Annotated in this window: 20 protein-coding genes; 6 read left to right on the forward strand and 14 right to left on the reverse strand. The window is 46.7% G+C overall.

Translation table 11 applies throughout. The annotated features are described in order from the left end of the window. The first annotated feature begins 10 nt into the window (after window positions 1–10). Window positions 11–1087, forward strand: a complete 1077-nt coding sequence (locus tag KQI_RS27170; protein WP_010348619.1) for an ABC transporter substrate-binding protein — start codon at window positions 11–13, stop codon at window positions 1085–1087. 89 nt (window positions 1088–1176) lie between these two features. Here the strand turns inward: KQI_RS27170 and KQI_RS0119825 are convergent, their stop codons facing one another. The 3 genes from KQI_RS0119825 to KQI_RS0119835 form a co-directional block, all read right to left on the reverse strand. Then, complete coding sequence (locus KQI_RS0119825) at window positions 1177–2568, reverse strand: MATE family efflux transporter (RefSeq protein WP_029390259.1); 1392 nt, start codon at window positions 2566–2568, stop codon at window positions 1177–1179. A gap of 273 nt (window positions 2569–2841) precedes the next feature. Then, the gene (locus KQI_RS0119830) at window positions 2842–4215 is read right to left on the reverse strand and encodes a glycoside-pentoside-hexuronide (GPH):cation symporter (RefSeq protein WP_010348621.1); all 1374 of its coding nucleotides are present in this window, start codon (window positions 4213–4215) and stop codon (window positions 2842–2844) included. Window positions 4216–4242: 27 nt separating this feature from the next. Continuing rightward, window positions 4243–6186 carry a glycoside hydrolase family 127 protein gene (locus tag KQI_RS0119835; RefSeq protein WP_010348622.1) on the reverse strand — a complete coding sequence of 648 codons (1944 nt, stop codon included), beginning with the start codon at window positions 6184–6186 and terminating at the stop codon, window positions 4243–4245. 193 nt (window positions 6187–6379) lie between these two features. Between KQI_RS0119835 and KQI_RS0119840 the strand changes: the two genes are divergently transcribed. The 4 genes from KQI_RS0119840 (at window position 6380) to KQI_RS0119855 (ending at window position 9739) form a co-directional block, all read left to right on the forward strand. Next, window positions 6380–7255 carry a helix-turn-helix transcriptional regulator gene (locus KQI_RS0119840; protein WP_010348623.1) on the forward strand — a complete coding sequence of 292 codons (876 nt, stop codon included), beginning with the start codon at window positions 6380–6382 and terminating at the stop codon, window positions 7253–7255. A 100-nt stretch (window positions 7256–7355) separates the two neighbouring features. Then, on the forward strand, window positions 7356–8753 hold the full coding sequence (locus KQI_RS0119845; RefSeq protein WP_010348624.1) for a phytase: 1398 nt from the start codon (window positions 7356–7358) through the stop codon (window positions 8751–8753). 295 nt (window positions 8754–9048) lie between these two features. Beyond that, a complete protein-coding gene (locus tag KQI_RS0119850; RefSeq protein WP_010348625.1) occupies window positions 9049–9342 on the forward strand; it encodes an AbrB/MazE/SpoVT family DNA-binding domain-containing protein in 294 nt (97 codons plus the stop codon). 1 nt (window position 9343) lies between these two features. Continuing rightward, window positions 9344–9739, forward strand: a complete 396-nt coding sequence (locus tag KQI_RS0119855) for a type II toxin-antitoxin system death-on-curing family toxin (protein ID WP_010348626.1) — start codon at window positions 9344–9346, stop codon at window positions 9737–9739. Between the two features lie 153 nt (window positions 9740–9892). Here the strand turns inward: KQI_RS0119855 and KQI_RS0119860 are convergent, their stop codons facing one another. The 7 genes from KQI_RS0119860 to KQI_RS0119890 all read right to left on the reverse strand — a co-directional run bounded on the left by KQI_RS0119860 (window position 9893) and on the right by KQI_RS0119890 (window position 19130). Further along, window positions 9893–13633: an alpha-L-arabinofuranosidase C-terminal domain-containing protein gene (locus KQI_RS0119860; protein ID WP_010348627.1), complete on the reverse strand. Its 3741-nt coding sequence runs from the start codon at window positions 13631–13633 to the stop codon at window positions 9893–9895. 199 nt (window positions 13634–13832) lie between these two features. Then, window positions 13833–14834 (reverse strand): metallophosphoesterase family protein, encoded by a 1002-nt coding sequence (locus KQI_RS0119865; protein WP_010348628.1) that lies wholly within the window; start codon window positions 14832–14834, stop codon window positions 13833–13835. A gap of 6 nt (window positions 14835–14840) precedes the next feature. Continuing rightward, a complete protein-coding gene (locus KQI_RS0119870; RefSeq protein WP_010348629.1) occupies window positions 14841–15170 on the reverse strand; it encodes a DMT family transporter in 330 nt (109 codons plus the stop codon). Then, window positions 15167–15934 carry an HAD family hydrolase gene (locus KQI_RS0119875; RefSeq protein ID WP_010348630.1) on the reverse strand — a complete coding sequence of 256 codons (768 nt, stop codon included), beginning with the start codon at window positions 15932–15934 and terminating at the stop codon, window positions 15167–15169. The genes KQI_RS0119870 and KQI_RS0119875 overlap by 4 nt, the downstream gene beginning before the upstream one ends. A 75-nt stretch (window positions 15935–16009) precedes the next feature. Continuing rightward, window positions 16010–17383, reverse strand: a complete 1374-nt coding sequence (locus KQI_RS0119880) for an ABC transporter substrate-binding protein (RefSeq protein ID WP_010348631.1) — start codon at window positions 17381–17383, stop codon at window positions 16010–16012. Between the two features lie 32 nt (window positions 17384–17415). Further along, entirely contained in the window at window positions 17416–18255 is an 840-nt protein-coding gene (locus KQI_RS0119885) for a carbohydrate ABC transporter permease (RefSeq protein WP_010348632.1), read from the reverse strand. Then, window positions 18255–19130, reverse strand: coding sequence for a carbohydrate ABC transporter permease (locus KQI_RS0119890; RefSeq protein WP_010348633.1), 876 nt, complete (start codon window positions 19128–19130; stop codon window positions 18255–18257). Before KQI_RS0119890 ends, KQI_RS0119885 begins: the two co-directional genes overlap by 1 nt. Window positions 19131–19344: 214 nt before the next feature. Here KQI_RS0119890 and KQI_RS0119895 point away from each other — a divergent pair, with 214 nt between their 5' ends. Next, window positions 19345–19908, forward strand: coding sequence for a GbsR/MarR family transcriptional regulator (locus KQI_RS0119895; RefSeq protein ID WP_039774611.1), 564 nt, complete (start codon window positions 19345–19347; stop codon window positions 19906–19908). A 99-nt stretch (window positions 19909–20007) separates the two neighbouring features. On the opposite strand, the gene KQI_RS0119900 is transcribed toward KQI_RS0119895, so the two are convergent. The 4 genes from KQI_RS0119900 to KQI_RS0119915 are packed head-to-tail and all read right to left on the reverse strand — an operon-like array spanning window position 20008 to window position 23531. Further along, entirely contained in the window at window positions 20008–21000 is a 993-nt protein-coding gene (locus KQI_RS0119900) for an SPFH domain-containing protein (protein ID WP_010348635.1), read from the reverse strand. Window positions 21001–21019: 19 nt separating this feature from the next. Then, on the reverse strand, window positions 21020–21814 hold the full coding sequence (locus KQI_RS0119905; RefSeq protein ID WP_010348636.1) for a TPM domain-containing protein: 795 nt from the start codon (window positions 21812–21814) through the stop codon (window positions 21020–21022). After that, entirely contained in the window at window positions 21814–22845 is a 1032-nt protein-coding gene (locus tag KQI_RS0119910) for a TFIIB-type zinc ribbon-containing protein (protein ID WP_010348637.1), read from the reverse strand. The genes KQI_RS0119905 and KQI_RS0119910 overlap by 1 nt, the downstream gene beginning before the upstream one ends. A gap of 26 nt (window positions 22846–22871) precedes the next feature. Continuing rightward, window positions 22872–23531, reverse strand: coding sequence for a PspA/IM30 family protein (locus tag KQI_RS0119915; protein WP_010348638.1), 660 nt, complete (start codon window positions 23529–23531; stop codon window positions 22872–22874). Between the last annotated feature and the right edge of the window lie 183 nt (window positions 23532–23714).

Here is a 23714-nt window from a genome sequence, read left to right on the forward strand (position 1 = left end):
GAGAAATTACATGTCCAAACACGTTGTAAAATTGTTTATATCGGTTATCTTGACGTTGAGCCTGGTCTTGTCCGGCTGCGGCTCAGCGAATGATTCATCTTCCGGTAATGCTGGCTCCGCCACCCAGACAAGCACGCCGTCTGTCAGAACCGTGAAGGACAGCGACGGAAAGACAGTCGAAATTCCGTCCAAGGTCGAACGGGTGGCTCCCACCATCGGCGCCATGGCCCAGATGACAGCACTTCTGGGGGGCGCAGGCAAGACTGTGGCCGGCATTACGGTCAGCGATAATTTTACGAAGGTTTTTCCTGATTATCTGAAAGCCAATCCGAAGCAGCTTGAGCCAGGCAATGTGGAGGACGTCATCGGTGCCAAAGCGCAGGTGGTTTTCGGACCTGTAACCGATGCGGCCATGATTGCCCAGTATGAAGCGGCCGGGATAAAGGTGGTCAAGCTGGCCAATTTTTCCTCGGTAGATGACATCATGGACAGCATTAGCACCATTGCCGATATACTGGGCGGTGATGCACCAGCCAAGGCCAAGGAGTTTAATGCTTATTTCCAGAAAAACCTGGATGATGTTAAAGCTGCCACGTCCGACATTCCGGAAGACCAGCGCGTGAAAATGATGTACCTGAGTGTCAACGGAGGGAATTTGGGCACTATTAACAAGACCGATATCTGCTCCACATACATTGCGGCTGCAGGAGGCATCAACGTGGCCGATGGGCTGGAGAGCGACTCGTCTATCAGCGCCGAAAACGTGGTGGAGTTGAGTCCCCAAATCATCTTCACCATGACTCCCGAAAACAAAAAGGCGATTCTGGGCGATGCCACTCTGCAAAATGTGCCTGCTGTCAAAAACAATAAGGTATATGTGGTTCCGAAAGGCCTGTATTATTGGAATGTAAGAAGCGCCGAAGGAGCGCTGATGCCGCTGTGGCTTGGCAAAATCATGTATCCTGACCGATTCGCCAAGCTGGATTTGGCCGATGCCGTCCGGTACTATTTCAAAAACTTCTATAATTACACCGTTTCCGACAGTGAGATTGAAACCATACTGCAAACTGCCGAACAGCCAAAGTAAAGGGAAAAGTCGTAAAATATACGCCTATTAAAAAATCCACTCCTATAAAATGCTTCATCCAGAAGTCAATTTTACAGGAGTGGACCTATTCAGTCGATCAAGCGGTGCTGTACCCATTTTTCGCCGCGGAAGCGCCACAGGAACACGAGTCCCCGCACGCCCCATTCAATATCCATCGCCAGCCAGACACCGACAATCCCCAAATTGAAGACGATGCCCAAAATATATCCAAGCACCACCCGGCACAACCACATGGACAGCATGGAGGTGAGTGACGTAAATTTCGAATCACCTGCTGCTCTAAGCGCAGAGGGGGTAATAAAGGCGATGGACCAAAGCGGGATTTGGGCCAACGTATTAATCAGTATGACGGTGAAAATGTCATCTACGATTTCGGCAGGCGGATGAAACAGGCCCACCATCGGCTTAAACAAAGGCATCAGAATGAGACCCATGACAATAAAAGAACAAGACGATAGCCAAATAAACGATTTGGTAAACTTGCGGGCATCCGCAACATTACGACGACCCATACATTGCCCAACCACCGTCACAATGGTAAGTGCCAGGGCATTCGAAGGGATTTGGAACACGTTAGCCAATGATGAGCAAATGGCATTCGTCGCCAACGCATTTGTCCCCAGGTTTACAATGAAAATCTGGGTTAAAATTTTACCTCCATTAAAAAACATCTGCTCTGCTGCGAACGGAAGTCCGATGAACAGAATTTTTTTGAGCATTGCTACATTAAAATAGAACATATCTCTGATTTGAACACGCAAATCATCATCTACCCTGACCAAATAGATCAGCGCGCAGACGGCTGCCGCATATCTGGACACGTTCACCGCAATCGTCATGCCCAGCACACCCATGTGCAATAGATTGATGAATACTACATTTAAAACCACATACGAAAGGTTCATAATGAGAGAAAGCGCCAAAGATGCTCTCGTCTTCCCTATTCCCCTCAATGCTCCACATACCGCCTCAACCACTGCAATCCCAACGAAAGATACACAACTTCCGAGCAGATATACCTTGCCGTTGGCCAATACATCCGGTGAGGCAGAGCCGAACAGGATACCTAAAATCGGATTGTACAACGCAATCATAAACAAACTGATACATAAGGCCAGCAAGGAAACGGAGGAAATGGTGCCGGATGCGGCCTTAGAGACCATGAGGTCGTTGCCGCTTCCTTTATACTGGGCAACGACAACCGTTCCCCCGGTAGACACCGCAACAAACACATTTATCAGAAAGATATTGAGGGAATCAATCATATTGACCGCGCTGACCGCCGCCATCCCTGATGAGCTAATCATGGCGGTGTTCACCAAATTAAGCCCGACAATAAAGGCCTGATCGATCAGAAGCGGGATAAATAGAGCAATAATCTGTCGATAATCAATCGACTCGCCCGAAAAATATTTGTTCAAAAAGCCGTGCGTTCTCATTCTTACACTAAGTTGGCTCATATTATCACATTCTTTTTTATCAAATTGAAAAAAACCCTTCACCAGAAGAGCTTCCATTGCAAAAATGTATAAAGTTGCAAGGCTAGATGTACCTAGTTCTTGGTTCTGTACACTCTTCTCTGCTATAAGCAGTATCACCCCAAAAGAAAATCCTGTCAATAGTTTTGCTCACATTTTGAATAGAAAAAAAACAAAAACCTGCTCAACTTAGTGAACAGGCTTTCAAGCAGGAATAAAAAGCTTTATGTTGTCATTAATAATCTGTTATATGAATCATTCTGATCTTCTTGCAACTAAATCTTGTTGAATGGAAGCTTCATTCTTTTCGAATTTTTTATAAAAAAACATAGGAATGATCCCGACTAGGAAGATGATAAACGGCAGCCAGATAAAGCTAAACTGAATTCCGGACAACGCAGTGGGCGTTTGAACCTTCCCGGCGATATAGCCTGTGCTGCCCATCACCCATGCAGGCAATAATCCACCGATCCCGCTGCCCGCTTTAATACAAAATGCGCTTCCGATAGAGGTTAGGAACCCACTTGCCCGAATTCCATTTTTCCATTCCCCATAATCCACTGTATCTGACAGCATCGCAAATGGCATCGAACACGCAAAGCCTGAACCTAACGCACCAATAATCCAACCGGCAATAATGAGGGTTAAGTCGGCACTTCCCATTAAAATCACAACCTGCCCCAGTGCAGCCAATATCAATCCGATAATCATGATCGAATTTTTACTTAATTTTCTGGCGAATATCGGAATCAAAACCATTGAGATTAATTGTATAGAGGTTAGCCCGTTGATTAAAGGGACCAAATCCTTGCTGTCCAGATTGTATTGCAGATAAAAGATGAGCGTGGATGAACGAATGTTCAAGCCAATCCAATAGCACAAGTTAGCAGCTACGACGAGCATCCAGGGCCAGTTGCGTTTGATGGCTGCAAAGCTCTTGGCAATCGGAATCGATTTGGTTTTAACTGCTGTATTTTCTCGCATATCGGCGAACGCTATTAAAAACATGATAACCGCCATAATTCCGAATAAAATGAGCGTTAAAGAAAAGCCTTTTTGGTCATTCCCCTGTCCAAAGAAAGCGACCAGCGGCAGCGTAAACGTCGTGGCGATAAAGAAGCCCACGTTCCCCCCGACCATACGGAAGGAGTTCAGGACGACGCGCTCATTGGAGTTATTACTCAGGTTAGGGAGAATGGAGGTAATGGGCGTACTAATCCCCGTATACAAAATACCGGCTATGATATAAGTAATGGCAGCGTATACAATTTTCCCGGACTCACTCCAGTTGGGTGTCGTAAACGTAAGGACCATGAACACAGCAAACGGGATGGATAGCCATAGAAAATAAGGTCTGCTCTGTCCATATTTTGATTTGGTCCGGTCAATCAGGATGCCCCAGATCGGGGCATCAATGGCATCGATAAAACGAGTGATAAAAAGCAGCGTCCCGGCAATCCCAATAGAAAGACCGAATACATCCGTATAAAAATATAATAGATAGCTGGAAATGACACAGTATAAAAGATTGCCCGCTGTATCCGTTAATGAATAGCTGATCTTACGATGAAAAGGAACGGTACTGGCTGCTTTTTCGGGTGGTTCCGTACTCACAATTCTCGTGCTCATGATTTTTTCTCTCCCCATGCGAATGAATTATGATTCATAAACCCATACACGCATTTCCCCTTTGGCCCGATTGCACCAAGCGTAGTAAGGAATGGCGGTGATTTGCTGAGGAACAAGTTCAGGAGGCTCCGAGCTATATAACGCGGTTGATCCTTTCACCCGATACCCTTCTGTGGTCAGCTTTACCACTCCACCCAGCAGGCTTTCGCTAAATTCTTCCGCAATCAGGCTATCCTTAGGCAATCGTAACCCTGCCAGATTGGCCCCATTATCGACTTCTTCCAGACAAAATACGACGGGACCCCGTTGCAGAGCAATTTGCTGCTGGTTCATGGAAACTAGCGGATTGCTCCGAATGCGTTCAACCGGCATAGCCAGATGCAAGGAAACCACATCTCCGTCGTTCCAGCTACGCTGAATCTCAACATAACCTTTTGCCAGATGGTCTAATGAAATGGCTTCTCCATTTACCTTTACCTCTGCCTGTTTGCACCAGCCCGGAATGCGCAGCGCCCATGTAAATGAAGTCGGCTCTGCTACATGAATGGAAAAGCTCAAATCCGCGTCCCATGGATAACGGTGAGTCTGTGTGATTTCAACTTCCTGACCGGATAAATTCAGGTTCACCTTGCCTGCAATATACAGATGTGTATACAACGTATCCGCGGTTTGGGTGTATATATTGTCTTCGACCGATGCGATCATGCGGGCCAGGTTGGGCGGACAGCACGCGCAGAAGAACCATTTTTGCCGCTCTGTTTTTACGTGCTCCTGATCCTTTCTGGATTTCTGATGCGGATTGACTTCCAGCGGATTCACGTAAAAAAACCGTTGGCCATCCAGATCCATCCCGCTAATCGTTCCGTTGTATAATGCACGTTCCAGCACATCGGCATATTTCCGGTCTGGCGATAAGCGCAGCATACGATTGGCCCAGAAGGCCAGCCCTACCGAGGCGCAGGTCTCGCAGTACATGCTGTCATTGGGGAGATCATGCTGGCAGGTGAATGCTTCCCCGTTGACGGCAGATCCGATCCCGGCAGTGATGTACATTTTGTGGTTCGTTACATCCTCCCACAGCGTTTCACAGGTCTGTAACAGAGAAGCATCTCCCGTTTTCGCGGCCAGATCCGCCATCGCAATATATAGATACATCGCTCTGACCGCATGGCCGACAGCCTCTTTTTGCTCACGCACAGGCTGGTGTGCCTGCTGGTATTCGAAGCCCAAGCCAAAATTAACATTGTTATCATCATTCCAGGTAGGCTCCGTCTGAAGGTGCTTTCTGTTGCCTTGCTCCTCCACAAAATAAATCGGATGCTGCCCCCGCTGCCCGATAAAATATTGCGCCAATTTGAGATATTGATCCTTTGCAGTTACGTCGTATAATTTGATTAAGGCCAGTTCAATTTCTTCATGTCCCGGGTAGCCCTTCCGTTTCCCTTCTTCCGTACCAAAGATTTGCTGAATCAGATCTACGTATTTCTCCATAATGTGAAGAAACTTCGTTTTGCCCGTCGTTTCATAATAGGCAACAGCCGCCTCTATAAAATGTCCTGCACAGTATAGCTCATGATTATCTCTTAAATTTGTCCAGCGATTATCGGGTTCCTTCAGCAGATAGTACGTATTTAAATACCCGTCCTCAGCTTGAGCTCTTCCCAACAGTGCAATTACTTCATCTGCCCGTTCCTCAAGCGCAGGATTCGGATGATCCCTTAAGCTAAATGCGACTGTTTCCAGCCACTTGGCAATATCACTATCCTGGAAAACGGTTCCATAATACTCCCCACTGGATTCCCCAGCCGCAATTTTAAAATTTTCAATCGCATGACTGGGTTCTGTATCTGGTAATTCATCATTTAATGCTTTCCACTGATAAGGAATAACTTCTTCCGCTACAACTTGCTTATACTTCTTCCAAAATAAATCATCAACGCTGACATGCTTCACTGGCTTTGTCATTTTCATTGGATAAACATCCCTTCCTAAAAATAGAACGCTTTCATTTTTGGAAAAATAAAGCTAAAGTAATAATAATACCGACCAGACTAGCCTAGGCTTCCCTTGCTACAGTCCTTATTTTATCAACCTGAATTTATAAAAAAAATCGCGATCTTTAACTAAAAGTTATACGATTTCACACACAAAGGAGCTGACTTCCATGAGCAAAGCAGACTTTCTATCTTTCCTCGTCCCTCCATTGCCTTATTTCATTGAGGGGAATTTTACTACCTACCAAAAAGGGGACTGGCATCCGAATCGTTATAACTTGGGCTATTTTGACGTTATCATCATCAAAGAAGGACTGCTGCACATCGGCGAAGAGGATGAAGCGTGGAAAGTGACTGAAAATTACGCACTCATTCTTGAACCGGATAAACACCATTTTCCCATTGAGGCATGTACAGAACGAACCTCCTTTTACTGGTTTCATTTTCAAACGAATAGTACGTGGCGCGCGCAATCCTCACCCAATCTGATCACACCTGGCTCACCCATTCCCGAGTTGCATTTTCATTCCGAGCACACAACAATCCATTTACCCAAATTTCAAAAAATAATCAATCCCCATGAGCTGTTTTCTAAATTGGATTACTTGTTAGCCTCTACCTTAAAGCCTAGAAAGCTGGCTCTATGGGAGACTCAGCAGACGTTTGTGAATATTTTTCAGAATTTGGAATATGATGAGAATTATAAAAGCAGTTCCTCCAAGTTAGCAGAACAGATCGAAATATACTTAAAACAGAATTACAAAAGTACACTCACCAATAAAGATTTGGAGGCCCATTTCCACGTACATCAAAATTATCTTGCCAGATGTATGAAGGTCGCTTTCCAGCGTACGCCGCTTGAATATTTAATGGATTACCGACTGGATCAGGGGCGCAGCCTGTTGCTGCAAACCGACTGGTCTGTCCAACAAATTACGGAGGAAACGGGGTTCTCGCAAGCCAGCTATTTCTCCAAATGCTTTAAAGAGAAATTCGGGATGTCACCGAAAAACTACAGACAGCAATACTGGAAGCCGGCAAATTAAATGGTTTACGCCTTCTTTACATTTCCATTATATTCTTCTTATTTTGCCGCTTTATACTGAATCGGTTATATCATTTTTACTTCAGAAAAGGGGTATACATATGAAGGCGACTAAACTAGCATTATTAACCATGTTAACAGGGGTTTTGATATCACCTGAAATGACCCATGCGGCGGCGGCTCAACCGACCGGGTATGAAGCCCTTCGAACACAGGCAGATCAAATGGGAGCTGCAATCACATGGGACAATGACGACAAGTCTGCTGCTGTGAAGCTGAAAAATGGCATTGTCGGAACCTTTACTGTCGGTGAGAAACAGTATCGCTTGGCAGGCCAAACGGGGAAAGCCGATCGCGAAATCAAGCTGATTGGTGGAAATATATATCTACCAGCCAAGCTTCTTGCCACGCTTAAGACAGAAAACAGCAAATATGCTGATCCCAAAGATGCTGTTCCTACCTATAAAGTGACCCCCTCTGCCGAAACAGAAGCAGTGGAGGATGGGGATGACGCAGCCGACGATCCTGCGATTTGGCTTAATCCGGTCAATCCGGAGAACAGCAGAATTGTAGCCACCAATAAAGGCGGCGGGATTCTGGTCTATGATCTGGAAGGCAAGCAGTTGCAAAACTTTAAAGTCGGCAAAATGAACAATGTGGATATCCGTTATGGATTTAAGCTGGGCGATAAAACGATTGATATTGCAGGGGCGACCAATCGCACCAACAACACCGTAGATATCTTTGCCATTGACGGGGGATCCGGAACGCTAACCAATGTGGTTGACAAGCCTATTAAATCATCTATGAAGGAAGTCTACGGATTCAGCTTGTACCATAGCCTCAAGACAGGTAAATTCTACGCACTCGTGTTGGGCAAGGAGGGTGAATTTGAACAATATGAGCTGACTGACAACGGAAACGGCAAAATTGCCGGCAAGCTAGTCCGCCAGTTCAAGCTGGCTACGCAATCCGAGGGCATGGTGGCTGATGATGAATACGGCACGGTCTACATCGCTGAAGAGGATCACGCCATTTGGAAATATGATGCCGAGCCGGACGGTTCCTCCGAGCCGCTGCATCGTGTTGATATTGCGGACGGGCGCAGACTTCAGGATGATATAGAGGGGCTTACATTGTATTACGGCAAAGACGGCAAGGGGTATCTCATGGCCTCCAGCCAAGGAAACAGCAGTTATGCGATCTATGAACGTCAAAGCGACAATGCTTATATAAGCAACTTTACGATCAGTGCCAGCCCGACAGTGGACGGAACTTCTTTTACAGACGGAATTGACGTTCTTGGCTATGGATTAGGCAAGAACTTCCCGCACGGTATCTTCGTTGCACAGGATGATGAAAATCTTCAGAACGGCAAAAAGTTGAATCAGAATTTTAAAATGGTGCCTTGGGAGCAAATCGCCAAGGGTGCGCGCATCCCGCTAACCGTAGACGATGGCATCAATCCGCGTGAATTGGTAAACCGAAGAACGCAGTAATGCTCTGTCAGGGAAATTAGCTCAACATCCTGACTCTGACCAGATGGAATCACCAAGGCGAGTGACAAATACAACTTATGTTCCTAATGCCGCTATCTCCTAACCGTCTCATGGTGCCACTCCGATTTGTTTCCGAAGTTATAGGTGCCACTGTAGGTGGAAGACGCCCTGAGGGGTGTCTTTTTTGTGTTGTTTCCTTTTCAAACATGATAAACTATACATAGTCATAAAGTTATAACTGTTATAAGGTATAACTTTTTAGTATGCGATCATAATATGAAAGGGGAACATTTAAATGAATGGGGCGTTCAAATTGAATCAGGGAAAATCGTTATCGAAACGTTACTCCCGCAAGATAGGTCGTATGGGAAATAGCCTTGGTGTAAGTCTGCCAAAAAGCCTTGCCGAGAAAATGAATATTGTACAAGGTGATGAGATTGAATTCGTTGAAAATGGCGAGGGCGAAGTTTTAATGAGGAAAGTTCGTCATTTAGAGATGCCTGAAAATATCCGTCCTGAGGTGCTGGAAGCATTTTATGATGTATTTGAAGAGGACAAAGCAATATTTGATGATTTAAAGGATCGCTAATATGACAAAATTTTTGACTAAAGAAGAAGTCGTCGCAGGCCACTATTATATGATGAAGAGAATGGAAGACGCGGATCAGGCGGGAATCAAAGATCATGCCTTGCTTGAATCTGCTGTACATAGACCTATGCAGAGTTTGTTTGGTGAAGATGCGTATCCGTCATTGTTTGACAAGGCGGCGGCCTTATTAGAATCTTTGGTTAAGAACCGTTGTTTCCATAATGGAAACAAACGGACCGCTTATCTTGCGGTTAAGTCTTTTCTGATGCTGAATGGATATCATTTGAAGATAGAGCGTTCATATGCCGTTGGGTTTATTGTAGATATTGCAAATAATAAGTATTCTCTCGAACAGATTGTGAGTATTCTTCGCGAGAAATCTATACAAAAACAATAAGCAAGGACGATTCATGAAGTACCTTCACTGGAAGTGCCTGTTGCGCTTCAGACCAGTAGCTATATTAGACAATAAAAGAGCGCGATGCCGATTGAATTCGGAAGTCGCGCTCTTTTATTTTACGGATTGTAATATTTTAACCTTTTTTGCTTCCTATGCTTTAAGATCCAGCACCAGCACATTCACCGAGTTAGCTGGCAAGTGCAAAAGGATCGCGTTATTGTCGAGCGAAATCTGCTGCTCGGTAGGTACAACCTTCTCGTCATTCTTTTTATTCACGTTCGGCACATGAACAAGCGAGGAATCGCCGGTTAGCGTAATCAGCTTGGCGGTGGACTCCACATTCAATTCCTGAAGATTCAACTGTGTTGCCTTATCCACGTTGTCGGCGTTCACAAGCTTCACATATACATGCTCAGCATCTTTGGTCACCGAGTTGAACACGTCACTGTTGTAGGCCTCCAGCTTGTAATCCAGCACTTTGCTGGTTGTCTCTCCGTCGGTGTAAGAGCAGATCAGGCTATTGCCCGTTTCACCGCCGTAGTTCACTGTGATGGTGTAATCCGTGTGGTCAGCAAGCTCTTCATAGCTGGCCGCTCTCAGGTTGCCTGCCGCTGTACTGGAAGAGTAGTCACCCAAGGTATAGCCTTCTACACCTTGCTTGTAAACCTTCACGCCGGTAGCCTTACCGCCATAACCGATCGCGTATTCGACTACGCTCTTTTTCTCGGCGGAAATATCGGTGAGGCCTGCACCCACATAAAAACCGTCCGTGCCGGAAAGACGGGTAGCAACCACTTCCACCCTGTAATTCGTCCAGTAGTCGTTCAAGATGTACAAGCCGTTCAGACCGCTATCTTGAGCCTTGAGAACAAACCCTCTACCTGCTTCCACCGTATATCCTGTGGAACCTGGAATTACCCGCCAAGCTGGATTCAGCTCTTGGGTAAAGTCTTGATCCAGCAGCACGCTGCCGTCCTTGTTGGAGGTAACGGTCACTCGCTTAATCACAACCTCGGCGTTGCCTGTCGCAATCTCAATTCCCCCATGGGGAACAAGGTCTATCGGCTTGCCGTTTTTGTAGGTAGAGAAAGAGGTAGCCAATCCTTTATTGCCCAAATATTTAGCATACATTTGCTGCACATAGTAGTTCGGCGTAAACCATACGGTTTCGTCATCGAACCAAATGCAATCCGGGGTCCACCTGTAGGTTCCGTCTGTCAGCACTTTGTTGAACAGCGGTGCATAGGCAGCCAACCGAACGACATCGGCATTATTTTCGAAGCCCGTCATCACCGCTGCTTCGGCTACTGCACCTGCCAATGTATTTTTATCCGTTGAGGCATATTCACCCACAAAAACCTTCGAAGTCTCCTTCCAATTGATACTACCATCCGCGTTATAAGCTCTGTAGTAGTAATTATAGCGGTCCGCATTATTCAACAAATACTCGTTAGAACGGTAGTAGTGCTCATCCGCAATGGTGTCCATGTAGTCCTTTTGCTTCTCATACCAGGTCACGATTTCTTCCGTCACCTGATTGCCATCTGCAAAGGCGACCTTGGCCGAACCTGTGATATTGCCACTCAGGAACTTCCAGCCCTGCTGATATGCATCATCATCCGCTTGAGCGCCAACCGTGGAGATGATATGCAACTCATAGCCCGGGTAGTTTTTCTCCATATACTCATCAATGGACGTCTTGAACACTTCAAAGTTGGCAAAAAACTCTGTGCCCCAGTTTTCGTTCCCCACGCCCAGATAACGCAGATCGAATGGAGCTGCATGACCCATTTTTTTACGCATGGCGGCCCATTCATTATGCTCAAAGTCCACACTAATCGCAAAGTCGATCAAATCTGTAAAGTTCTTGATATAGTATTCTCTTAATGCGCCTCCTGCCGGATGAGCGTAATCGGAACGGGCTTGACAGAGCACACCGCAGGCCATAACCGGAAGCGGAGCTGCATTCAGGTCTTCTGCCAGTTGGAAATACTCCATATAACCAAGGCCCATGGTCATCATGTAGCCCCATACATTAAAGTTCTCCTTGCGCAGCTCGATATCGCCAATGGATTCCTTCCAGTCATATACGTTTTCCCATATAAACGAACCCTCGGAGATACAACCGCCCGGAAAACGCAAAAACTTCGGATGCATGTCGACCAGCGCGTTCACCAAATCTTTTCTCAGACGGTAGTTGGGATTACCTTGAAAATTGGCATGTGCGGATGGAGATCGCTCTTCCTCTCCTGCACCCCACACATCCTGTGGAAATAAGGAAACCATATCAATGGAAATATCCCCTGCAAACGTAAGCGCCAGTTGCCCCAAAGCCGTAGCTGAGCCTGTCAGTACAAGCTTGGAATCGATGCCGTACTTCTTCCACGTGTTGCCGCCCTCCACCTGTACGGTTACCGAATCACTAATGGGCTGTTCATTCGAGTCTTGCAGCCGCAGTGTAATGGTGCCCGCCGAATCGGCCTTCGCCCAGATGGTAAAATCATATTTGGCTCCCTCTTCGATGGACATGGCACAATGCTGATTGGAATCGGCAAAGCCTTTGTTCCGAATGGTCGCTCCATCCGCTACCGTCACATAATAAGCGTTCACATCTTTGTCCTCTACTCCCAAAAACTCATTTAAGCCGCCGCTATGCCGGGGAGCCATCTTATCCGTATCACCGGACCAGGCAAACAGTGGATTACGGTTCCGTCCAGTAGAGCAGCCGCATTCGCCGGAAGCATGGGAATACGTATCGAACTCGAAGGATTCAAAGGAACGATTTTGAACAAGCTCCGCATAAATCCCACCATCTGCCGCGTTATTGATATCTTCGTAGAACAGGCCGTACATCACTTCGCTGATATCCAGCACTTCCCTGTCCCCATGAATGTTCAACGTATACGGAGGCAGATGCTCCGGAAGAATAGACACCTCAAAGCTTTCCTCCATTTGGTTTGAGCCTCGCGTCAAAAAGGCCGTAACGGTCACTGCCTGCGCGGAGGTAATCGCCTGCACCTGGCCATTGTCGGAAAGTATATCAGGTTGGCTCGATTTCCAGGTCACTTTTACCCGTCCGCCCATCAGGACCGTTGGCAAAGATAAGTCCTTGGTGACAATCGTCGTTGGGAAGGACAAATATTTGTCGCGGGCCAGCTTCACAACTTCTTCGTCTGTTAACGAATCACACATCACCTCAATGACTTCGTCTGCGGTCAAGCCTGCTTTATAAATCCGAAAGTCCGAAACGGAGCCAGCAAAGTCTACATCCGCTGCGTGCTGGGAACGACCGATAAAGTTATTGCTGTAGTTGGACGGGTCTGCAAACGTCTCAAACCATTTACGCAGCTTGGCATAATTACCGCTGGACGTTTGGCTGATGGAGCCGTCCGCTGCCACCTCACCATTCACATATACCATCGGTCCTGCACTGCTTAATGTGCCGCCCTCCGTGCCGATGACGGACATGGCTACATGCATCCACTCATCTCTGACAAAGCCTCTTCCCGGGTCTACGGACAAATCTGCTTCGGCAAAAAGAGTCCCGCGCAGGTTCCGTGTCATGAACATATAGGGTCCTGTATGGGATTGGCCAAAGTCAAACACACGTTCCCACATATCCGTGAATCGACCAAAATTGACCCAAGCTGTCACTGTGACACCAGTGTTATCGCTTACATCTTTAAATAAATCGGCAGGAAGCCGGATATAAGATGTACCGTTGGGACCTCCTTCAAGCTTCAAAGCCGTTCTTCCGCCAACATTGGAGATCGTGGGGGTTAATGCCCCGGAGGCAACCCCGTCATTGCCTTGACCTGAGCTATCCTTGCCGACATTCCCTGCATCATCAAACTTGTACCGCGCAATGATTTGATTCTGAAATTTGGTCATCTTCGCTGCTCCTTTACATCAATTTCATAAATTTTATTAATGTAATGACTAATTAATTAATATAAACACATACTATATAGCTATAGTACCTTATCCTGCACACCTTTTTCAATCCACGGTTAGTTGAAAATGAACATGAAGCTCCAATATGCAGTCGGATGTGACAAAAAAACCGCTCAGTGAGCGGTTTTCAGATGGATCAATCCTTGTTAGAGTGAATTTTTGGCAATTGAACTACATACTCTGCATTCTCAATCCACGTTCCCGTCACAAAATCACGTCCCTTAACGACAACTCGATCCTGATACACGTCGACATGCAGACCCTGGCTACCCTCAAGATGCTCATCCTGATCCGTCCATAGGTAACCTACGGAAGCGGCATTAAACATCGTTGGCATCTGATCGCCACCATCGTACATCGTACGCTTCGCCTCCAGTTGCCAGTGGGTATGCCCTGAGAACAGGAACACTTGCGGATAATGACTCAGGACGGCCTTTAATTCTGCATCCTGATTCACTCCATACCAGCCTTGCTCCTTCATCGAACCTGCTACTGTATCTAGCAGCGGTTGATGCAGAAATACAAAGATCGGCCGATCAGGGGATGCATCTTCGGACAGCTTTGTTTCCAACCATTCCAGTTGTTCAGCAGACATATCACAATTTTTGGGATCAGGCTGCTCTGTCCCCAAAAAAATATAATGATAACCGTTAATCCAGTGATCATGATACGATCCTTTCATGCCTGTGGCTGCTGCAAATTTGTTCAATCGCTTCTCCCATAACCGGGAAGCTAAAATAGATTCCTCAGTGCTGCCAGGTTCCCCTTTAGCCGTAGCCGCCTGATGCTCCAGAGCCCACTCTACTTCAGCTTCGGTCATTGTGGTCAAATCCAATGGCGGATCTTGCCATAGGGTAGTCCCAATATCGTGATTGCCTACGGTATATCGTATCTCGGGCAAAGATTCTTGATAAACACTCAGTATTCGGTGCAACTGCCTGTATTCCTCCGGTAGCCCGCGATCCGTCAAATCGCCCACATGCATAATCCCGCTGCTGCCACTGCTATATGTGGTAATATCCTCCAGTGCTTTCTCCAGATGACGGTTGTGGATATGATCTGCACGCTCAGTAACATGCGTATCGGTAATGACCTGAAAGCAGGCAAGCGGTTGTTCAGGTTTAATTGTATTTCCCATCAAAAATCAACTCCATTTCAGTCCAATAATACCGATCAGGATGAAACCCATCCAGACGAGCGATATCGCCTTCATAGTCTCTCCGAAAAAGAAATGGCCTGCGAGAGTAATCAGCGTAATTCCTACCCCTGACCAGATTGCATAAGCGACACCAAGAGGCATATATTTCACCGCAAAATTCAGCAGGGTAAAACTCGCTCCGTAACAGACAAACATGAGGATAGAGGGCCACAACCAAGCAAAACCATTTGATACTTTCATTAAAATGGTGCCGCTCAGCTCCAATCCAATCGCCAGCGCAAGCAGAACCCATCCTACATAAGAATGACTCGTCATCGGCTCACCCCGACTTCCAGCAGTTCATGGAACGAACACACCGTAAGATCGGCAAGTTGTATATGTTCAGGGCTTCCGACGGCGACCTTCCAAGCCGCTCCCGCTGAGCGCGCCATCTCCATATCGCCATCTGTATCTCCGATAACCATAGATCGTGCAACTGGAACACCGAGACGCTCACAAGCCAGCAGGAGCATATCAGGAAACGGCTTTCCCCGTTTAACCTGATCCGTACCCACAACCACCGTAAAAAAAGATTCAATCCCCATCCATTCCAGATGACGTAGCGCACTATCCGTCTCATCGGCCGTCACAACCCCCATCTTCATTCCCTGGTTGCGGCATAGCTCAAGAAACCTACGTACTCCGGGCAGCGGCCGAACAGGACGTTCCTTGCTTAGTGCATATTCTGCTTGTAAAAAACATTCATTTACGTTGACTTTGGCTTCAGCCCAGCTCAAGCCTGCACGATACCCATGCCATGTCAGCACCGCACGAACCTCTTCCATGGTCCCCATGGCGAGTGGTCCCCGGACATCATAGCCTGTCATTCCACCTTGCTCATCATGGAACGTTCCCCATATATGAGGGATTTCATCTTTAGCGAATTGCAGCCCACGAGCAACAAGCCGCTCCCTAAAGTTCTCCATCACACAAACCGTCCAGAAACCCCACATGGCAGTAAAATCAAGCAAGGTCCCATCCTTGTCAAACAGAATGGCCTCTATTGGGGTAGACAGGCTCCCAAAGTTTAATTCAGGCATATTTCACACTCCTTGTCTGCTGTCGTACTGGATCAGAAAAGCGGTACATGTCTGCACCGCTCTCCCGGGGTGATCTTATTTTATGCGATCCAGTTCCTTCTGGGCCTTCTCCTTTGCTTCCTTCAGAGCCTGCTCAGCAGGAACTTTATTAATCTGTACTTGATCAGCCGCATCCTTCAGTGCATCGTTGATCTTGCCTCCGGTCGGATCCTGGAACGGAGCAGAAGCATGAGAAGCCTGCTGAAGCGGAATTTTGATCTGCGGGTTCTTCTCACTGAATTTTTTGAAATCAGGGTCTTCCTGGGCAGACTCACGAACCGCAATATAACCAGTGTTCATGGACCAGGAAGCCGTATTCGATGTTTTGGAGAAATATGTTAACCACTTATACGCTGCCTTTTGCTGTTCCGGACTTGCTTCAGCGGGGATACCTGCCATTATTGCACTTGCTACAGGTTTGCCTTGACCTATGCCCTTCCAGCCCGGCTGTTCCATGGCTGCCACGACATTAAAGTCCAGGTCGCCCTGATCACCACTGGAACCGGTGTAACCTGCTGCCTTATTTTTCATGACATCATCAATCGTTTTGTACCAGTACTCCCAGCCTTGACCACCAGAGTGGATACCCATGATCTTGTCCTCATGAATCCATTTGCTGAACAGATCCCAGGTCTCAATCCATTCGGGTGAATCAATCATCACCGTCTTGCCGTCATCACTCAGAATTTTCCCGCCCTTGCTAAGCACGGCGTCGACCATGTTATCGCTGCCCCACATCGGCTCCCAGCCATAGAAGGTTGTCTGGTCATTCTCACGCTTGCTCATCTTCGCTGCTGCATCAGCCAGGGCTTCCCAAGTCGTCAGACTGGCTGGATCAATACCATGTTGCTTCAGCGCGTCCTTGCGGTAATACATGAGCTGCGTCGTTCCGTACATTGGCAAGAAATATTGCTTCCCATCTACCTGCCCCTGTTTCAGGAAGGTCTGAATAAAATCCTCTTTGTCGAAGCTTTGATCGGCTGCGATCATCTCATCCATTGGAGCATAATAGCCTTTGCGAGCCCATTCGATATTAGAGCTCAGTACAGCCGCAGGTACCTTTTTGGATGCAATAGCTGCCTGCAGCTTCTTTTCCGTCTCGGTGTAATCAGCTTGTACAATTCCTTTGACAATGACTTCGCTCTGGGATTTATTGAAAGCGTCGATTCTTTTCTTCATGTTATCTCCCAGTTTTCCGCCCAGACCATACCAGAACTCAATCTCGACTGGACCCTTCGATGCGGAATCAGCTCCACTCGCAGCCGAACCTGAATGGGTTGGACCGCCAACGGTTGAAGGACCACACGCTGTAATTAAGGCAAAACTTGCAGCCAGTACCAGTGACATGCCGCCTCTCCATCCGAGCTTTATTTTTTCCTTCCATTTCATACGTGCTTGACCTAACTCCATTGTGATTCCTCCTATATGATGTGTTGTAAAAATCAATTTTTGTTTACGCCAGCAGTAATGTTCACACTCTGCATGATCGTTTTCTGAGTAAACATGAATATAATAAGCAGCGGTGCGATGGTGAATGCACTGGCAGCCATAATCTGCGGCCATGCCAATCCATAGGCCCCCCCTTCAACAAAAAAGCTGCGCAGACCGGCTGATACTAATTGCAGATTCGGATCCTTGGTAATGAGCATCGGCCAGAAATAGTTGTTGTACTGTTCGATGAATGTAATCAATACCATCACGGCAAAGGTCGAGCGAACCAGCGGCGCTATAATGGTCCACAAAATACGGAAGTGAGAAGCTCCATCCAACTGTCCAGCTTCCACCAGTTCGTGAGACACCTGCAGGAAGGCCTGCCGGATCAGGAAAATGGAGAAAACACTGACACAGTTGGTTACGATCAATCCCGTATAGGAATCCAGCAGTTTAAGCTCGCTGAGAACCAGATAGCTGGGCAGATAGACGGCTGTACTCGGAATCATGTAGCCTACCAGAATCAGTCCAGTGAGTACACCTTTCATGCGAAAACGCATATGGGTGAGTGCATAGGCCATCATGCTGGAATTAACAATCTGCAATAGACAGATCGCCGCTGCTACAAACGTACTGTTCAGCATGTAGCGAGCAAATGGGGCAGAATTCCATGCATCCATATAATTGCTCCAGCGGAACACTTCTGGCCAGAACGTTGGCGGGAACTGCCATATCTCGTCATTGGTCTTGAAACCGCTGATGGCCATCCAATAGAAAGGAAATGCCATAGTCAGACTGATCATGCCAAGCAGCAGGTAACGGATGACTTTACTTAGAACTGTCATATTCATCAATAGTGCACCAGGCGTCGGCCAAGCAGGAAGGATATCCCTGATAGCAATACGCAAATCAGAATAATAACGACGGCAATGCTAGAAGCTTCGCCTACATTGAATGATTCAAACGCAGACTGATAATACATGTAAAGCAGTGTCCTTGTTGCCCCAGCCGGCCCCCCCTGTGTCATCACATTAATCTGGTCGTAGGCCTGAAGCGACTGAATCGTGAGGATGATGGACAGAAAGAACGTTGTTGGCGAAATCAACGGCAAGGTGATACTCCTGAATTTGTCCCAGCTGCCTGCCCCGTCGATCGACGCCGCTTCCAGCAAATCGGATGGCAGGTTACGCAATGCTACCAGGTAAAATACCATCGACCAACCAATCGATTTCCACAGCGTGACGATCAGGACAGCTACAAGTGCCCAATTCGGATCTTGAAGCCAGCCAATCGGGGAAATTCCGAGCCAGCCGAGCAAAAGATTCGCGAGGCCTACCCGGGGCTCGAAAATCCATGACCATGCAATGGAGACGGCTACGGTTGGCGTGACCCAGGGTGAGAACAGCAATGTCCGAAATAGACCAGACGATTTCATATTTCTGTTCATTAAAAGGGCCAGCGCCAGCCCACCAACAATCGTTGGCACAACACTCCCAAAGCCAAAAAACAGAGTCACTTTCAGAGACCGATAAAATTCAGAATTCGTTAACAGATAGCTGTAATTATCCAAACCAACAAACAGTTTTTCCGGACTCATAAAATCCCAATCTGTAAAACTCAGATAAACAATGTATCCCAATGGTCCCAGCCAAAATACCAGCAATGGGATCAGAGCAGGTAGGGTGAAAAGAATCGCTTCTGTCTCCCTCCGTAGTCTCACACGCACTTTGCACACTCCCTACAGTTCAAGTTTTGTTTTACATTGATGCGAAAACACTTCAAAACATTCTTTTTTTCTCTTATGTACAAAAATAATTGTACAATGCATTTGATAAATTAAACTCCTGGTTATGTTAAAATAACGGGAGCCATGTAAAATATGAAGTATTAAAAGGAAACCCCATCCTTATAGTAGAGGTGAGATTGTGGGTGAAGAGGTTATGGAGGATCAGAATCAATTAGCGTTGCCTTGCCGGAGTGAATTGAGGGAGAAAGTTATTGATGCAATTGCCAATACGATGGATTTGTACGGGGTCAATCATTCATTTGGTCAGTTGTATGGCATCATGTATTTCGAAGATAGGCCTATGACGCTAGAAGAGATGAAAACGTCTATGAACATGAGCAAGAGTAATATGAGTTACGCTGTACGTTCTCTTACCGAATCGCAAATGATATATAAATTGGAGGAAAAGCAGGAACGAAAGGACCTTTATTGGGCGGAGACCGACTTTTTTCGCACCTTTCAGAACTTCTTCGGAGCTAAGCTGCAAAGGGAAATTGACGTGATGGAGGAAAGTCTTCAAGAAGCGATTCCAGGACTATCCAAAATCATTCTGGCAGAAGCAACCCTGCCTGAAGAGAGGGAGAACGCTTTGCAGGACCTGCATAAGCTCCAGCACGCAGAGCGGTACTACATGTGGTTGCAGGAATTCGTAGACCAGTTGCGGGATGGTGCATTTTACAAAAATGCTGTTGGACTAAAAAGCAGACACGGAGAATAGGAAGCAAAAAGAGTGAGCTTCGGGGCCAATCTAAACCTCGAAACTCACTCTTTTCTTCACGATAAATGATCCATTGCTTTTTGAGACTAACCACAAGGGCTACACGCTCAATTTCTGCCCACAATTCGGACAGAAGTTAGCTCCTTCGTTTTTTGTACCGCAATTTGGGCAAAAATTAGGCTTTTTATGATCGCCAGAAGGAGTGGGGACTTCAGATACAGGCCCAGTCTCAGCCGGAGGCTGCTGGCTTGGGTTCACATTTTTCATCATTTCATTCGCTATATTCATCCCCATCATCATACTCGCCATATCCGAAGCTGCTCCGCCGCCTTTTATGTTGCCAGATGCAATTCCATCCGTCATCGTCACCTGTTGATATTTTTGCAGATTACCGATCATTTCATGAGAAGCTGTCTTCGTAATCATATCCTGGATTTCTTGCGGATAGTTGAAGCTCATCACATGGAAACCGGTAATTGTCATGCCGTTGTCCATCACTTGCATGTCCAGGTCTTCTTGAATCCCCTTCGATATATCAGAAGCATTCGCCTGCAGGTTAAACATGTCCTTCCCTTCTCTGCTGATCCACTTCATTAACAGCTGATCCAGCACAGAAGTAATCCGAATCTTCACATCCTCAACCAGATAGCTCTCTTTTACCCCGGCGATCTTATCGATGAGCGTGACATAATCGTTCACTTTAAAGTTAAATGTGCCATTGGCACGAATAGGTATACCGCCCGGAAGCTGGGGAGTCGGGATCAGCACTGGATTCTGCGTCCCCCATTTGACGGTGAACTCCTTCGTATTAACGAACAAAACCTCCACCCTCATGCCGCTGTTAAAGCCAAACTTAAACCCTTTTAATGTAGACAGGAACGGGATAATGTCAGAGTCAATGCTATACGACCCCTCATTCTCAAAAATCCCCTCAATCTTGCCGTTATTTACAAAAATCGCGTCTTGACCGGAGCGGATAACCAGCTTGCTGCCTTTTTTAATCTCACGATTGCTCCACTTCCAAAAAATCATATCATCTCTGAATTCTTCCCACTCTACAACATTCGCAAATTGGTTTCTAAAGAACCCCATGCTGCATCCATCCCTTCAGTTAAAATGATCCCCTGCTGCCGCTATGCGAATGACCGCCACTGGTGGTGCCCCCACCACCGCCTGAGCTGCTGCTACTGCTGCTCTTCTCAATCTTCCGCTTCGTTGTCGTTGTGTGAAGGTACTGATCCCGATGCTCCAGAACCCCTGAAGTGCTTGCATCCTCGTAGGTCTGCCGATTTACCGTAACCCGACCCCCGGAATTGGAAACCATCTTGCCGACGATCATGGCCGCCAATCCCAGTGCAATCGCCAAATGAAGCCAGCCTTTAAAAAATATACTGTCCGGATTCACCCCTGGGCGGATGGCCAAATATCTGTGCGCACCCAAAATATACTTTTGAAATGCCAGTCCATAGTTGCCGTTCGTCAGATACGGGGTAATCTCATAGCGTATTTTATCTAGTCTATCATCATCCAGGTACCGCTCTGCCTTATAAAACCCGGCTAGGTACACCTCTCTATTCCTCATATCCATCGTCAAAATGACCGCATTCCCATGTGACCTGTCATACCCCGGTCCATGATCATCATAAAAATCCTGCGTCATTTTCTTAACATCTCTATTGTCGGGGTTATTGGTAGTAACAATAATAATGTCCGTTTCTCTTTCGGCTCCGTACTGATTAGCCATCGTGTTCAACACGTCATACTCTTCCTGATTAAGCAGTCCTGCTTCATCATAAATCAGCGGCTTCATGTCTGTCGTAGCTGCTTCGCCCTTCATTTCCATCGGAACAGCCAGAAAAACAGCAAATAACAACGAAATGACAACAATCGCTCTCAGTCTTTTCACTAAGATCCCCCTCCCATGATCACCCAAGTGATTAACCTCAATGAAAGGAGGGAAATGCCGAAAATACCTGCAAACCAGGCCGTCACCTTGAACTTGCTAATCGGAGGCTTACCAACTACTTTACCCGTCTGGCCGTTCATCGCAAACGTATGCTCCATTTGGTTGTAATCATAGTGTATGACCCATACCGGGAGCAGGACATAATCCGCTTGCTTTAATGTAGTATCAATTTGCTTTTCCGTATAGTTCACGGCCGTGTACTCTGACACCGTAGATTGAATATAAGAATCAATATATTCCTTCACTTTGTCTTTCACTCGTGGGAAAAGCTCCTCTTCGTTATAACTGTACTTCTCCGCAATATAGCCCGCCAGATATGGCGTTTTAAAGGGTTTAAGCTGATCGTAAGGAAACGGCTCCAATTTATCCATCAGCTCGTCATTCATTTTCTCCGCAGCATCAATCGGAACCTTCACATAATTCAGGCGGATTTTCCGATATACATCAAAATGCTGCGTTTCCTTATACTCGTAATCCCCGCTCGTATAGGTTCGTACTTTAATCCCCTCGCCATGAGCCTCAATTTTATTATGTAAATCATATAACCAGAAGGGCACATACATCCCGGTTATCCCCTTGATCCGATCTGCTGTCATGAACCGGTTCGGCGTCAACCGGCCATTCTTGCACCATTTTTTGAAAGCATCTATGGCTTCTTCCTTGCTGATCGAAAAAGGAATCACCTGCGCCGGAGCCAACTCCCCGGTCAGTCGATCACCGAGAACTACGGCTGAACCGCAAAAGCTGCACACCGTTGCACTCGTCTCCATTTCAGTCATAATCACTGCTCCGCAGTTATTGCAATGATACTCCTGAACCTCATTTTCTGAAAAAATAAGATTCGTCAGAGGATCAGGTATGGATTCAATATTGTCCTCTCTCCCGCAACTATGACAGGATAACATTCCTGTCTCACCGTCAAAGACCATGCCACTACCGCAGTTGGGACATTTGTATTCGATAACCGGCATCTGCTCACCTCTATCTGTAGAAACTGTTATGATTCCTTATGGTTTATTTTCTCTTTGATTGCAGCCAGTTCATCTTCAGCGTTCGTACTCTTCTCATATTGCGCAAATAAGTTATCCAGGTTGTCCTTTGTTTCTGCCCGAAGCTCGGCTAAAGCCATTGCTTCATCATACGCCCTGTTCACCTTCTCTTCCATCGCTTCAAAAACAGAATCCTGGCTGCTCATGGAGTTCAAGGCTTGCTGTGCTTTGGCAACCGCCATTTTCCCTTTAAGCTCGGCACGCCGTGCTTCCAGTTGCCCCATATCGGACACCAGCTTATCCTGCATTTGTTTCATGCCTGCGGCGTTTGCCGAAGCTAAGTCATAGGAGGCTTGTAATTGTTCCAGCTTCAACGCCTGCGAACCTTTTCTCTCCAGAAACTTTCGAGCTTCCTCTTCATTTCCAGCTTCCACGGACTTACTGGCATAATGCTGGAGCTTATTAATCTCGGCTCTGCATTCATCCCATGCTCTTTTCGCCCTTCTCTCATCGGCCAGTACGGAGGCGGTTTCCGCTCTCACCTTGTCCAGATCACTGTTCAAATTCCGCATATAATCGTCAATGATCTTCTCTGGATCATCCACCTTATCCAATATGGCGTTGACATTCACCTTCATAATATCCCTAAACCTCGACAAAATTCCCATGATGACCTCCTCCAAAAGGACTACATCCCACCATATCATACATCAAATCCGGGAAAATTTGTTCTTCACAGCAATATTCCAAAAGCTAGTCCCATCATGTAGTCTTAACATCCGCAACAAGACCAAGCCTGTTTCGAGACTGGAGGGGTGTTTGACCAGACCACACTAGACTCATTGAATACA

It is taken from the genome of Paenibacillus peoriae KCTC 3763, assembly GCF_000236805.1.
GTDB lineage: Bacteria > Bacillota > Bacilli > Paenibacillales > Paenibacillaceae > Paenibacillus > Paenibacillus peoriae.